Source organism: Erythrobacter sp. NAP1, assembly GCF_000152865.1.
Taxonomy (GTDB): domain Bacteria; phylum Pseudomonadota; class Alphaproteobacteria; order Sphingomonadales; family Sphingomonadaceae; genus Erythrobacter.
Window position 1 is genome coordinate 2863141 of record NZ_CH672390.1, and the last position, 12861, is coordinate 2876001.

A 12861-nucleotide genomic window follows, 5' to 3' on the forward strand; every position below is an offset into this window, starting at 1 on the left:
TCAGCCGTGCGCTTCGATGAATTCCTCGACAACCGGGGCCACCTTGGTGCGCCAGCGGCTGCCGTTGAAGATTCCGTAATGCCCGGCACCCTCGGCCATGTAATAGCGCTTCTTGTCTTCGCTTAGCCCAGTTGCAAGCTTGAGCGCAGCCTTGGTCTGGCCGAGGCCCGAAATGTCGTCGCGTTCACCCTCGATCGCGAGCAAAGCGGTGTCGGTGATCTGGGTCAGGTCGACGATCTCGCCCTTGTGCTCAAACGTGCCGTTGGGGATCGAGTGCTTCTGGAACACTTCCTCGACCGTCTGGAGGTAGAACTCTGCGGTCATGTCGCACACGGCGCGATATTCGTCGTAGAAGCTCTTGGTCGCCTGCGCGCTCTCGTCATCGCCTGCGGTGAGGTGTTTGAACATCTCCCAATGGCTCATCATGTGGCTTTGCAGGTTCATGCTCATGAACGCGTTCAACTGCATGAAGCCGGGATAGACCATCCGGCCCGCACCGCGATATTGCATCGGCACACGTGCGATGACCGAGGTGCGGAACCACTCGATCGGGCGATTCATGGCGTGGTCGTTGACGGAAGTCGGGCTTTCGCGTGTGTCGATCGGGCCGCCCATCATCGTAAGCGTCTTGGGGGTCGCGGGCGACTTGTGCTGATTGAGGAGCGCGGTGGTCGCGAAAGCTGGCACGCTCGGCTGGCACACGGCAAGCATGTGCGGGCGCTGACCCGGTTCGACCTGCTCGATATATTCGAGGAACTCGGTGAGGTAGTCGATATAGGTGTCGAGGTCGAAGTGCCCTTCATGCAGCGGCACCGTCTTCGCGTCCGCCCAGTCGGTGATGTAGACCTCGTATTTCTGGAGCATCCGTTTGACCGTGCCGCGCAGCAGGGTCGCGTAGTGCCCGCTCATCGGGGCAACGATCAGCAGTTTGGGTCGCTTGTCGTCGACGCCGTCGAGGCGGAACCGCTTCAGGTCACCGAACGGTCGGTTGAGCACGGTTGCTTCGATCACCGACATAGTCTTTCCGTCGACATCGACCTCGGTGATGCCGAAAGCGGGCTTGCCATAATGAGCCGTCGCATGGGCCAACACGTCGAGTGCGTTAGCCGCGATACCGCCGATGCCCCAATAGCTCATCGGATTGGCCGGGCTCGCCAGCATTTCTGAGCTCATCGAGGCGAGCGAACTCACCGAATTCATCCAGCTGCGTTGCAGTTCGTAGGCTTGGTAAAGCATGTGCGTTCCCTGTTGCGGCCTTCGGGAAAGGCCTGCCGCGCGTTCTGAGCCCGCAGCTGTGCTATCGGTGTGTGAGATGGGCCTTACCCGCTAATGGTGCAATGCACAATTAGTCTGAATCCAGCAGCGCGAGGCGCTCTCATGTGCTTTTTGCACGTGAAATTTGCTGGATGGGTGGCTAGATGGGGCCAGCTATGAGCGGGGAAGTATCCGAAATCTCGTCCGATGAAGTCGCAGGCGACGTCGACAACGCAGCCGCGACGAAGAAATCGCGCTCGCTCGCGCCATTGCGCATGGTCTATCGCGAGGCGGGCAAATACCCTGCACAGATCGGCTACGCGCTTGCGGCGCTGACTGTCACCGCGCTTGCGACGCTGGCTATTCCGTGGCGCTTCAAGGTCATCATTGACGATGCATTTGGCGGCACGGCCGGCCCCGAAGAGATCGCGCACGCGTTTCAGTACTTGCTTATGATCGTCGTGATCCTCGGAATCGGTACGGCGGCGCGGTTCTATTTCGTAAGCTGGATTGGTGAGCGCGTGGTCGCCGATATTCGCCTTAAAGTTCAGCAAAACCTGCTGCGCCTGTCGCCCGGTTTCTATGAAGAGAACAGTCCCAAGGAAATTTCGAGCCGCATGACATCGGACACCGCGATCATCGAGACGGTCGTGGGCACGACGGTCTCGGTCGCCTTGCGCAACACGCTGACCGGTATCGGCGGGATCGCGCTGCTGCTCTATCTTGCGCCGACGCTGACGCTGGGCCTTTTGATCGGCATTCCGCTGGTGATTGCACCGATCGTTTTCTTCGGCCGCAAGATCCGCAGCGTCTCGCGCTCGAGCCAAGACAGGGTTGCCGATGTGGGCGCTTACGTCACCGAAGTGCTTTCTGCGATGAAAGTGGTCCAGAGCTTCGGCCAGGAAAAACGCGAGGGTGACCGCTTCGGCGGCGTGGTCGAACGGACATTCGACACCGCGAAAAAACGCATCGCCCTTCGCGCAGGAATGACCTCGATTGTCATTCTGCTGATTTTCGGCGGTATCACGCTGGTTATGTGGCGCGGCGCGCTTGCCGTGTCGGAAGGCGCTATCAGCGGCGGCACAATCGCCGCGTTCGTACTGACGGGCGGCCTTGTCGCGGGCGCGTTTGGATCGCTTACGGAAGTCTATGGAGACCTTTTGCGCGGAGCAGGCGCGGCAAGCCGACTGGCAGAATTGCTCGAAGCACGGCCCGCTATCGCAGCTCCGGCGCGGCCCGAAAGCCTGCCCGTGCCGCCGCGCGGTTCGCTCTCGTTCCGCAATGTGACTTTCCGCTATCCCGCAAGGCCAGAGACGCCGGCCCTCAAGAATTTCAGCCTCGAGATCGAACCGGGCGAAACGGTCGCCATCGTCGGACCGTCCGGCGCGGGCAAGTCGACCCTTTTCCAGCTGGTCGAGCGATTTTATGACCCGCAGGTCGGCACAATCCGGCTCGACGGGGTCCCGCTCACCAAGGCGGACCCTGCCGAGATTCGCGATCGGATTGCCTTCGTCCCGCAGGACGGCGTACTTTTCAGCGCGGATGCTCGCGACAACCTTCGCTATGGCCGCTGGGATGCGAGCGAAGAGGAAATCTGGGAAGCCGCACGCGCGGCCAACGCGCATGAGTTCCTGAAAGCGCTGCCAGCCGGCCTCGACACTTATCTCGGCGAAGGCGGCACGCAGCTATCTGGCGGCCAGCGCCAGCGCGTCGCCATCGCTCGCGCGCTGCTTCGCGATGCGCCGATCTTGTTGCTCGACGAAGCCACCAGCGCGCTGGACGCTGAAAGCGAGCAGCTTGTGCAGCAGGCACTGGACGAGCTGATGAAGGATCGCACGACTCTGGTCATCGCCCACCGCCTTGCGACCGTGCGCGCTGCCGATCGGATTATCGTGCTCGATAATGGCGAAATCGCAGAGCAAGGCACGCATGCAGAGCTGACCGCCGCTGGCGGGCTTTATGCTCGGCTGGCGTCGCTCCAGTTCGCCGCCGAAGCCGCGTAATATATTTTCGCCCTCAGACGCCGGGCGCGGGCCATCCGGCCCGCTTGGCTTCCTCGCGTAAGCTCGGCCGCGCAGTCGCGCTTGCAACGCCTGCGGCGCCGTGAGTTCGAGCAAACTTTCGACAAAGCGCGGCCTCGCGGCGACGAGATGCATCCTTGATGCGCGAGATGCGCTAGACGAGCGTCCGGGGAACAACTGAACAATTTTGACCAACGGGGACTGTTATGATCCGCACAGCCAAGCTCCTGCTTGCATCCACCGCTACATTCGCGCTTTCAAGCGCGGCTCTTGCCCATGACGAAGGCCATGCCGAACACGTCCTGATCGAGGCGCATGAAGACGCTTCCGCGAGCGAAAGCAGCGCGCCGACCATGGACTTCGGAACCTGGGGTGTCGGCCTTCAGACCATCGACCAGAACGTCGATCCGGGCGATGACTTCAATGCCTACGTCAACGGCAAGTGGATCGCGGCCAACGAAATCCCCGCCGACCGCCAGCGTTATGGCGCGTTCGACATGCTTCGCGAAGGCTCGATCAACGATGTCCGCGAACTGGTGAACACTCTGGTCGCTTCGAATCCGGCCGAGGGCACGCAAGCGCGCCGTATCGTCAACGCTTACAACGCCTTCATGGATGTCGAGGCTATCGACGCAAGCGGCCTCGCACCCGCACAGCCCTACTTGCAGGAAATCTTCGGAGCCGAGGATCTCGAAGCCCTGACCGCTCTCTTCGGCAAGCCGGGCTATCCTTCGCTGGTGAGCGCTGGCGTCACCATTGATGCGCGCAACCCGACGCAATATGTCGTCGGTATCGGCTTTGACGGCATGGGCCTTCCCGACCGTGACTATTACCTCGTCGACAGCGAGAGCAATCTCGAAATCCGCGAGAAGTACAAGGCGCTGCTCGCAACCGTGCTTGGCCAGGCCGGCTATGCCGACCCCGTCGCCGCCGCCGAAGCGGTCTATGCTTTCGAAGCGAAGGTCGCCGAAATCGAGTGGGCGCGTCAGATTTTTCGCAAGCCGACGCTGACCTATAACGAGCTTTCGCCTGAAGACCTTGCCGGTTACGCGGGCGACTTCCCGATCGACACGCTGCTTGCCTCGGCTCAGCTTGAAGGCCAGCCGCGCTTCCTTGCCGCTCAGATTCCGCCGACCGAGGAAGAGCTCAAAGCAGCCGAGCTGACCGATGAGCAGCGCACCATGATCGGCGGCGGCCTGCCGGCGATGATGAAGCTTCTGACCGAGACGCCGCTCGCCACGCTCAAGGCTTTCATGGCCGCACAGTTCCTCGGCAACAACGCCGCGGTCCTCTCGAGCGAGCTCGATGAGGCGGTGTTCGACTTCTACGGGCGCACCATCAGCGGCCGGGAAGAGCAGCAGGAGCGCTGGAAGCGCGCGATCTCGGTGGTCGAAGGCTCGCTCGGCGAACAGCTTGGTGCGCTCTATGTCGAAAAGCACTTCCCCGAGACCAGCAAGGCCCGGATGGACGAGCTTGTCGCCAATCTCGGCAAAGCCATGAACGCGGCCCTCGACGACAACCAGTGGATGACCGCTGCAACCATCGAGCAGGCGCGCGAGAAGCTCAACGGCTTCGTTCCGATGATCGGCTATCCCGACGAATTCGAGACCTATGACGGCCTCACCATCGTCGCTGACGATCCGCTCGCCAACCGCATGGCGACTGCCAAGTGGAACGATGAGGATTCGCGCTCGCGCCTCGGCACCGAGGTCGACCCGACCGAATGGGGCATGACGCCGCAGACGGTGAACGCGTATTATTCGCCGCTCACCAACCGCATCGTCTTCCCCGCTGCGATCCTTCAGCCGCCTTTCTTCAACGCCGAAGCAGATCCGGCGGTGAACTATGGCGGCATCGGCGCGGTGATCGGTCACGAGATCGGCCATGGCTACGACGACCAGGGTTCGCAATTCGATGCAACCGGCACCTTGCGCAATTGGTGGCAGGACGAGGACCGCGAAGGCTTCGTCAAGTTCACCCGCGCCATGGGAGAATTCATCGAGGCATATTGCCCGGTCGAAGGTTCGGAAGGCCCTGAATGCCTTCGCGCCGGTCAGTCGATGGGCGAAACGCTTGGCGACGTGGTCGGCCTGCAGATGGCCTACCGCGCTTACAAGATGAGCCTCAATGGCGAGGAAGCTCCGGTGATTGACGGCCTGACCGGCGACCAGCGTTTCTTCCTTGGTTACGCGCAGATCTGGCGCGGGATGGAGCGCGAGGAGAGCCTGCGCAACCGCGTCATGACCGCGAACCACCCTCCGGGTGAATTCCGCCTCAACAATGCGGTGCGTCACACCGATGCATGGTACGAAGCGTTTAACGTCTCCGAGGATGACGAGCTTTACCTGCCGCCCGAAAAGCGCGTGAAGATCTGGTAAAACTGGGCGCACAGCCCTTTCGCAAATTGACATGGCCCGCGCTTCATCCATGGAGTGCGGGTCATGACGTTTTTGCAGCTTCTCATCATCGCGGTAGTTCAGGGGATCACCGAGTTCCTGCCGATTTCCTCGTCGGGGCACCTGATTCTGATCCCCTATCTCACCGACTTTTCCGATCAGGGTCCGCTGATCGACGTGGCGGTTCATGTGGGGTCGTTGCTCGCGATCATGGTCTACTTCTTCAAGGATGTGGTGGTCCTTGCGCGCGGAGGCTTTGCGACAATCGGGATCGGCGCAGACCGGCCCGAAGCGCCCGCAGAGAAGCGCCTCTTGTGGTGGATCGTGCTCGGCACCATCCCCGCCGTTGCGTTCGGGCTGTCGATCAAGCTTGGCTTGTTCAACGATTTCGCGACTTCGATGTTCGGGATCGAGATCGTCGACGACGACTTGATGAGCTCGATCCGCTTCACTGACCTCATCGCATTCAACCTGATCTTTTACGGCGTGCTGCTTGGCCTCGCCGACTGGCTGGGCAAGGAAGTGAAGGTGTTCGAGGACATGACCTGGCGCGATGGCCTCTTGGTCGGGATTGCTCAGGCGCTTGCGATCATTCCGGGCACTTCGCGTTCAGGAGTCACCATGACGGCGGCGCGGTTCCTTGGCTTCAAGCGGGTGGAAGCGGCGCGTTTTTCGTTTCTTCTCTCGATCCCGGCAGTCGCGGGGGCGGGTGTGCTGATCGTGCCCGAGATTTTCGAGGCTGGGACCGAGCTGGCGTTCGACGCGCTGATCGCCGGGGTGCTGACCTTTATTTCGGCCTTTCTGACGATGGCGTTCCTGATGAACTTTCTCAAACGCGCCTCAATGCTGGTTTTTGTGCTCTACCGGGTGGCGATGGGCTGCGCGCTGCTATACTTCTTCTAGTTGGAGGATTTCGACGCCATGGCGCTCATATTGCTGTTCATCATCGGAGTGCTTGCCGGCTGGTTCGCCTCGATCATCGCCCGCACCGAAGAGCGCGGCGCAATCTTGAGGCAGATCGGCATTGGTCTGGTGGTAAGCCTGGTCGTGGGCCTTTTGGCGAACAGCGGGACGTTTCTGGGCAGCCTCGGCTGGATCGGGGCAGGCGCTGCGATCCTTGCAAGCGCGGCGGCGCTTGGCGGCTATCACTATTACTTGCGGCGAAACGCTGAAGTTTAAACCGCTTTGGCGCCTGAACCCCGGCCACCGCGCAGCCAGTATTCCTGCGTCCCGCGTTTCACCACATTGTCGACGTCGATGATCGCCGAATTGGCATAGGTGAAGTTGGGACCAAGGCTGCGATACAGCCGGTCGAAATCGCGCTCCACCGTCTGTCGGTAGAGGTCCTCGAAGCTCTCGATTACGAAATAGGTCGGTTGCAGGTCGCTGATGACGTAATCGGTGCGCATAACGCGATCGACGTTTAGCATGATGCGGTTGGGGCTCTCGGCTTCGACGGCGAACTTCGCCTCAGTCGGGCCGGACAGGATACCGGCGCCATAGGCCTTGATGCCGTCATCTTCCTCGATCAGCCCGAATTCAACGGTGTACCAGTAAAGCGCCCCCAGCGCTTTCAGCCGGTTGTAGCGCATCGCCTTCCACCCGGCGCGGCCATATTCCTGCATGTAATCGGCATAGACCGGGTCGGTCAGCATCGGGACGTGGCCGAAGACATCGTGGAATACGTCAGGCTCCTGAATGTAGTCGAACGTTTCGCGCGTGCGGATGAAGTTGCCTGCCGGGAAACGGCGGTTTGCAAGGTGCCAGAAGAATACGTGATCCGGGATCAGCATCGGCACCGGGACGACGCTCCACCCCGTCAGCTTGTCCAGTTCTTCCGAAAGCTGGCCGAACTCGGGAATGCCGCCGCGCGAGAGGTCGAGCTTGTCGAGGCCCGCCATGAATGCGCTCGCCGCGCGGCCCGGGAGCACATCCATCTGGCGCGCGAAAAGCTCGTCCCAGATTGCGTGGTCGTCGCTTGAATAGTGCGCTTGCTCCGGCTCCAGCCAGTCTTCGCCGAGATGAGCCGGACGGCGCAAAGGCGCGGTGAAAACCTCGTCCGATAGCTCGGGCAGGCGGGTAAAATCGGTTTCCGGGTCAGCGAGGGTAGCCATAATGTCGCATATGATACTACCACCGCCTTGTAACAACAACCGAGGCGAGGAAACCTATGGGCCTGAAGGGCAAGGAATACCGCAATCTGCTAGAGCCCATGACCGAAGAGCTGGTTGCTATGGCGCGCTGGGCGAGGGTGGCGGGACAGCGCATCGTCGTGATCTTCGAAGGTCGCGATACGGCGGGCAAGGGCGGGGCGATCCGGGCTGTTCGCGACAAATTGAACCCGCGCCAATGCCGCACCGTTGCGTTGGGCAAGCCGACCGATGACGAGCGCGGCCAGTGGTATTTCCAACGCTATGTCGATCACCTTCCGACGACAGGCGAAATCGTTCTGTTTGACCGGTCCTGGTACAACCGTGCCGGCGTCGAACGCGTGATGGGCTACTGCACCGAGGAGGAAGCCGAGGCGTTTCTCGAAGCGGCTCCGGTCTTTGAGAAGATGCTCACCGACGATGGTATCCTGCTCTTCAAGTACTGGCTGACAACCGATCAGGACAAGCAGGAGGAGCGGCTGCGCGAGCGGCTGGAAGACCCGCTCAAGCGCTGGAAGCTTTCGCCCGTCGATCTGGCCGCGCGCGAGAAATACGATGCCTACACCAATGCGCGCGAGGCGATGCTGCGCGCGACGCATACGGACAACGCGCCGTGGACGCTCGTTGACTTCAATGACCAGAAGCGCGGGCGGCTGACGCTGATCCGCGACCTGCTCGACCGTCTGCCCGATACCTATTGCGAGCCTCCGGCAATCGACGTTCCCGAACTTGGCCGCGAGCCGGAACAGGAAAGCTACGCCGTGCTTGAGCCGATCGAGGACTTCCCGATTGATTGACAAAAGGCCCTTGGCGATATAAATACGATATCATAATTATATCGCAATCAACAGGAGGCCTTTGCATGTCCGACATCCCATCCCCCCATTCGGCTCCGGCCGAAGCGCCTCGCGTGCCCAGCGCCGAAAGCAAAGCCAGCAGCTACAATGGATACGTCATGCTGGTCGTGCTCTTCGCGACGCTGATCATTCCTATGCTGCTGATCGCCGCGATGCCCGTGCCCGACATGGTGGTCACCAGTCTCGTTGGCGGCGGCCTCGCTTTGACATTTGTCGCGCTCGGCTTTTTCATGATCCAGCCAAACCAGTCAGCCGTCATCACCATGTTCGGCGAATATCGCGGCACCGTGCGCAAGGAAGGGCTTCACTGGGTCTGGCCCTGGATGATGCGCAAGAAGGTCAGCGTTCGTGCGATCAACATTCACTCCGACAAGGTCAAGATCAACGACCTGCGCGGCAACCCGATCGAGGTCGCCTGCAACGTCGTGTGGCGCGTCAAGGATACCGCGCAGGCAGTGTTCGACGTCGACGATTACAAGGAGTTCGTGAACATCCAGATCGAAGCGGGACTTCGCACCGTGGGCGCACGTCACCCCTATGATGATATGTCCGACGAAGACGAAACAACGCTGCGCGGCAGCGCCGATGTCGTGAACTCCGAGCTGCGCACCGAGCTCAATGAACGGCTCGAGGTAGCCGGGATCGACGTCGACGAGGCGGGTCTTACCCACCTTGCCTATGCCTCGGAAATCGCCGGAGCGATGCTGCGCCGCCAGCAGGCCGATGCGGTGATCGCTGCACGTAAGAAAGTGGTGATCGGGGCAGTCTCGATGGTTGAAGACGCGCTCGAAAAGCTTTCGAAGGACGGCGTTGTCGAGCTCGACGAAGAGCGCAAGGCGGCGATGGTCTCGAACCTCATGGTGGTCCTGTGCGGCGACCGCGAGGCGCATCCGGTCGTCAACACCGGAACGCTCTACCAGTAACGCGAGAACACCTGAGGAGGCAGCCATGGCTGCACCCAAAAAGAAGGCCTTTGCCCTCCGGCTCGACCCAGCTGTGCACGCAGCGGTTGAGCGACTGGCGGGGGCCGAATTGCGCTCTGCCAATGCACAGATAGAAATGCTCCTGCGCGAGGCGTTGGGGCATCGCGGGATCGACGTCCGGCAGTCTGAACAGCCCCGGCGGGGTCGTCCGCCCAAGGAGGATTGAGATGAAGAAAACCCTTTGCACGCTCGCGGCTGCGAGCCTTGCGACAAGCGTTGCCGCACCGGAGCCTGTGGCCGTAACCGCACCGGGACCGGAGGGCGAACTTGCGGGCACGCTCATCGCCCCTGAAGAGGGCAAACCGCTTGTCCTGATCGTACCGGGGTCTGGCCCGACCGACCGCGATGGAAACAATCCGATGGGCGTCACGGCGGCAAGCTATCGTCTGCTTGCCGAAGCCTTGGCGGAACGCGGCATCGGTTCGCTGAGGATCGACAAGCGCGGCATGTTCGGGAGCAAGGCCGCAATCCCTGACCCCAATGATGTGACGATTGGCGGCTATGCCGATGACGTTGCCGCGTGGGCTCAAGTGGCGAAGAGCGAGACGAGTGTGGAATGCGTCTTCGTGCTGGGCCACAGCGAAGGCGGTCTCGTCACGCTCGCGGCTGCGCAGGAGGCGGGCGATCTGTGCGGCATCCTGCTCGTGGCATCGGTCGGTCGGCCACTGGGGGATACGCTGCGCGAACAGCTACAATCCAATCCGGCCAATGCGGTCGTGCTGGATGAAGCCTTCGCCGCCATCGACAAGCTTGAAGCGGGCGAGCGGGTTGATACGCAGGACATGCATCGCGGGCTTCTGCCGCTGTTCAATCCGGCCGTGCAAGGCTTCCTGATCGACATGTTCGCTCGTAATCCCGCCGAGCTGGCAGCCTCGGTGCAGGTGCCCATGCTGATCGTAGCAGGGGGCAAGGATATACAGACCCCGGTAAGTGACGCGGAGGCTCTGGCCGAAGGACAACCCGAGGCAAAGCTGGTCGTTATTGAAGACATGAACCACGTTCTGAAGACGGTCGAGGGGGACACGCGCCTCGCCAATATGGCCACCTACAGCGACAGCTCGCTTCCGATCCACCCAGAGCTGGTCGAGGCGGTTGTGGCTTTCGTGGAAGAACCGGGCATCTAGAGCGCGGCGCTGGCCTTCATGACCTCACGCCCATCACGGGCGAAGGCACCGAGTTCGAAACCCTCTTCGTTGTCTCGCATTGCCAGAAACAGCAGGTCACCGGCAATCGCTGGCGACACACCGCGAAAGGCGAAGCGCCGCAGGCGGTTTTCGCCAAGCTCGCTCCCCGCAAGCTGGAGGAGCAGGCTCGCCGTAAGCGGGCCGTGAACAACCAGCCCGCGATACCGCTCAACACCGCGCGCATATGGCGCATCGTAATGGATGCGGTGGGTGTTGAAGGTGAGGGCCGAATACCGAAACAAGAGGCGCGGGTCCGGCGTGAGCGCGCGAACGGTTCGCCATGCCTCCTTGTCGAAATGACCGCTTTCCGGCTCGGACGGGGTAAGCGGTGCATCATGCGCGGCGGCGTCGCGGTATACCAGCGTCTGCGTTTCGCGCACCGATCGCGTGCCATTGGCCTTCGTCTCATGCTCTACTTCGACGAAAGCCAGCTTGCCCGATCCGCCCTCCTTCTCCTTGATCGAAGCGACGCGGCTCGTCCGCTCGACCACAGCGCCAATGGCAATGGGAGCGATGAATTCGATCGCGCTCGATGCCCACATGCGGCGAGGCATGGAAAATGGCGGGAGGAAGCTGCTCTCGCTTTCGTCGCGCGCCGGATGGCCATCTTCGCCCAGCGTGCCGGTTGGTGCATCGGGCGTGCACAGCGCGAAATGGATGCCTTGCGGCATGATTGCAGGGCTTGGCATCGGGAGGTCGAAGGTCGCAAGCCAACGTGCAGCAAGTGCTTCGTCGAGACGGTCCGTAGCCCGAACCTCGCGCCCGATCCAACTGTCGTAAGTCATGCTGCTCGCTCGAAGACCGCGGCGATCCCCTGGCCGCCCCCGATGCACATGGTTTCAAGTCCAAAGCGCGCGTCGCGGCGGTGCATTTCGGCGGCCATATCAGCGAGGATACGCCCGCCGGTCGCACCGATCGGGTGACCCAGCGAAATCCCTGAGCCATTGACGTTGAGTATCTCGCGCCGGTTGTCATCTGCGCTCCAGCCCCACCCTTTAAGCACTGCGAGTACCTGCGGTGCGAAGGCTTCGTTGAGTTCGACGAGATCGATATCGTCCCAGCTGTAGCCGCGCCGCTCGAACAGGCGCTTGACCGCGGGGACCGGTCCGATCCCCATGCGCGAGGGGTCACAACCCGCTGCTGCCCATCCCCCGAACCAAAGCGACGGGGTAAGGCCCAGCTCCGCAAGCTTGTCCTCTGCCACCACGAGGCATGCCGCTGCGGCGTCATTCTGCTGGCTTGCATTGCCTGCAGTGACGATCGCGTCGGGATCGCGTTTGAGGTCAATGGCGCGCAATTTGCCGAGCGTCTCCACCGAGGCATCGGCGCGGTATCCCTCGTCACGCTCAAACATGACAGGATCGCCGCGGCGCTGAGGGACTTCGACCGGCACGAGATGATCGTCAAACTTGCCCGCATCCCATGCGGCCGCTGCGTTCTGGTGCGAGCGCACTGCGTAGGCGTCGGCTTCCTCGCGGGAGATATCGTAATCCTTGGCGAGGTTTTCGGCGGTTTCGATCATGCCGGTGATGATGCCGAAGCGCTCGATCGGCTGGCTCATCAAGCGCCCGCGCGAGAGGCGGTCATGCAGAGTGATGTCGCCCATCCGCGCGCCGCCGCGCCCTTGCAGCGTGTAGTGCTCGACATTGGACATGCTCTCGCAGCCGCCCGCGACCACCACGTCGGCCATACCGGTTTCGACCATCATCGCTGCATTGGCGACTGCCTGAAGGCCCGACCCGCACCGGCGATCCAGTTGGTAGCCGGGAACTTCAAGCGGCAGTCCAGCCGCAAGCCAGGACCAGTGCCCGATGGCGGGGGCTTCGGCATTTCCGTAGCCTTGCGAAAAGACGACATCGTCGACGCGCTCCGGATCGATGCCTGATCGCTCAACCAGTGCCTTTAGGATAATTGCGCCGAGTTCGCCTGCGTTGAGACTCGACAACCCGCCGAGGAACTTGCCCACAGGCGTGCGCAGGGGCGATACGATGGCGGCTCTTCTGGTCATGCCTTGGT

The 12861-nt window shown here is 61.8% G+C and carries 12 protein-coding genes; 8 read left to right on the top strand and 4 right to left on the bottom strand.

The annotated features are described in order from the left end of the window. Entirely contained in the window at positions 1-1236 is a 1236-nt protein-coding gene (locus tag NAP1_RS13755; RefSeq protein ID WP_007165926.1) for a polyhydroxyalkanoate depolymerase, read from the bottom strand. A gap of 194 nt (positions 1237-1430) precedes the next feature. On the opposite strand from NAP1_RS13755, the gene NAP1_RS13760 reads away from it, so the two are divergent. From NAP1_RS13760 to NAP1_RS13775, 4 genes are all read left to right on the top strand, one after another. Then, positions 1431-3257, top strand: coding sequence for an ABC transporter transmembrane domain-containing protein (locus NAP1_RS13760; RefSeq protein ID WP_007165927.1), 1827 nt, complete (start codon positions 1431-1433; stop codon positions 3255-3257). A gap of 224 nt (positions 3258-3481) precedes the next feature. Further along, positions 3482-5653: a M13 family metallopeptidase gene (locus tag NAP1_RS13765; protein ID WP_007165928.1), complete on the top strand. Its 2172-nt coding sequence runs from the start codon at positions 3482-3484 to the stop codon at positions 5651-5653. Between the two features lie 63 nt (positions 5654-5716). Then, a complete protein-coding gene (locus NAP1_RS13770) occupies positions 5717-6574 on the top strand; it encodes an undecaprenyl-diphosphate phosphatase (protein ID WP_007165929.1) in 858 nt (285 codons plus the stop codon). An 18-nt stretch (positions 6575-6592) separates the two neighbouring features. Continuing rightward, positions 6593-6850: a hypothetical protein gene (locus NAP1_RS13775; protein ID WP_156777282.1), complete on the top strand. Its 258-nt coding sequence runs from the start codon at positions 6593-6595 to the stop codon at positions 6848-6850. On the opposite strand, the gene phhA is transcribed toward NAP1_RS13775, so the two are convergent. Continuing rightward, on the bottom strand, positions 6847-7785 hold the full coding sequence (phhA, locus tag NAP1_RS13780; RefSeq protein ID WP_007165931.1) for a phenylalanine 4-monooxygenase: 939 nt from the start codon (positions 7783-7785) through the stop codon (positions 6847-6849). The two genes, NAP1_RS13775 and phhA, sit on opposite strands and share 4 nt — an antisense overlap. A 56-nt stretch (positions 7786-7841) precedes the next feature. On the opposite strand from phhA, the gene ppk2 reads away from it, so the two are divergent. The 4 genes from ppk2 to NAP1_RS13800 all read left to right on the top strand — a co-directional run bounded on the left by ppk2 (position 7842) and on the right by NAP1_RS13800 (position 10785). Next, positions 7842-8618 carry a polyphosphate kinase 2 gene (gene ppk2, locus NAP1_RS13785; protein WP_007165932.1) on the top strand — a complete coding sequence of 259 codons (777 nt, stop codon included), beginning with the start codon at positions 7842-7844 and terminating at the stop codon, positions 8616-8618. Positions 8619-8683: 65 nt separating this feature from the next. Further along, positions 8684-9601, top strand: a complete 918-nt coding sequence (locus NAP1_RS13790) for an SPFH domain-containing protein (RefSeq protein ID WP_007165933.1) — start codon at positions 8684-8686, stop codon at positions 9599-9601. 25 nt (positions 9602-9626) lie between these two features. Then, positions 9627-9827 (top strand): hypothetical protein, encoded by a 201-nt coding sequence (locus NAP1_RS13795; RefSeq protein ID WP_007165934.1) that lies wholly within the window; start codon positions 9627-9629, stop codon positions 9825-9827. 1 nt (position 9828) lies between these two features. Then, on the top strand, positions 9829-10785 hold the full coding sequence (locus NAP1_RS13800) for an alpha/beta hydrolase (protein WP_007165935.1): 957 nt from the start codon (positions 9829-9831) through the stop codon (positions 10783-10785). Here NAP1_RS13800 and NAP1_RS13805 read toward each other — a convergent pair. Both NAP1_RS13805 and NAP1_RS13810 read right to left on the bottom strand, forming a co-directional pair. Continuing rightward, positions 10782-11630, bottom strand: coding sequence for a MaoC family dehydratase N-terminal domain-containing protein (locus NAP1_RS13805; RefSeq protein ID WP_007165936.1), 849 nt, complete (start codon positions 11628-11630; stop codon positions 10782-10784). The genes NAP1_RS13800 and NAP1_RS13805 overlap by 4 nt on opposite strands. Continuing rightward, the gene (locus NAP1_RS13810; RefSeq protein ID WP_040464479.1) at positions 11627-12853 is read right to left on the bottom strand and encodes an acetyl-CoA C-acetyltransferase; all 1227 of its coding nucleotides are present in this window, start codon (positions 12851-12853) and stop codon (positions 11627-11629) included. Before NAP1_RS13810 ends, NAP1_RS13805 begins: the two co-directional genes overlap by 4 nt. Positions 12854-12861 lie beyond the last annotated feature (8 nt).

What these genes read in the sequence shown, in the direction of transcription:
- NAP1_RS13755 (WP_007165926.1), bottom strand. Translation starts at nt 1,236, where the DNA reads ATGCTTTACCAAGCCTACGAACTGCAACGCAGCTGGATGAATTCGGTG.
- NAP1_RS13760 (WP_007165927.1), top strand. Translation starts at nt 1,431, where the DNA reads ATGAGCGGGGAAGTATCCGAAATCTCGTCCGATGAAGTCGCAGGCGAC.
- NAP1_RS13765 (WP_007165928.1), top strand. Translation starts at nt 3,482, where the DNA reads ATGATCCGCACAGCCAAGCTCCTGCTTGCATCCACCGCTACATTCGCG.
- NAP1_RS13770 (WP_007165929.1), top strand. Translation starts at nt 5,717, where the DNA reads ATGACGTTTTTGCAGCTTCTCATCATCGCGGTAGTTCAGGGGATCACC.
- NAP1_RS13775 (WP_156777282.1), top strand. Translation starts at nt 6,593, where the DNA reads ATGGCGCTCATATTGCTGTTCATCATCGGAGTGCTTGCCGGCTGGTTC.
- phhA (WP_007165931.1), bottom strand. Translation starts at nt 7,785, where the DNA reads ATGGCTACCCTCGCTGACCCGGAAACCGATTTTACCCGCCTGCCCGAG.
- ppk2 (WP_007165932.1), top strand. Translation starts at nt 7,842, where the DNA reads ATGGGCCTGAAGGGCAAGGAATACCGCAATCTGCTAGAGCCCATGACC.
- NAP1_RS13790 (WP_007165933.1), top strand. Translation starts at nt 8,684, where the DNA reads ATGTCCGACATCCCATCCCCCCATTCGGCTCCGGCCGAAGCGCCTCGC.
- NAP1_RS13795 (WP_007165934.1), top strand. Translation starts at nt 9,627, where the DNA reads ATGGCTGCACCCAAAAAGAAGGCCTTTGCCCTCCGGCTCGACCCAGCT.
- NAP1_RS13800 (WP_007165935.1), top strand. Translation starts at nt 9,829, where the DNA reads ATGAAGAAAACCCTTTGCACGCTCGCGGCTGCGAGCCTTGCGACAAGC.
- NAP1_RS13805 (WP_007165936.1), bottom strand. Translation starts at nt 11,630, where the DNA reads ATGACTTACGACAGTTGGATCGGGCGCGAGGTTCGGGCTACGGACCGT.
- NAP1_RS13810 (WP_040464479.1), bottom strand. Translation starts at nt 12,853, where the DNA reads ATGACCAGAAGAGCCGCCATCGTATCGCCCCTGCGCACGCCTGTGGGC.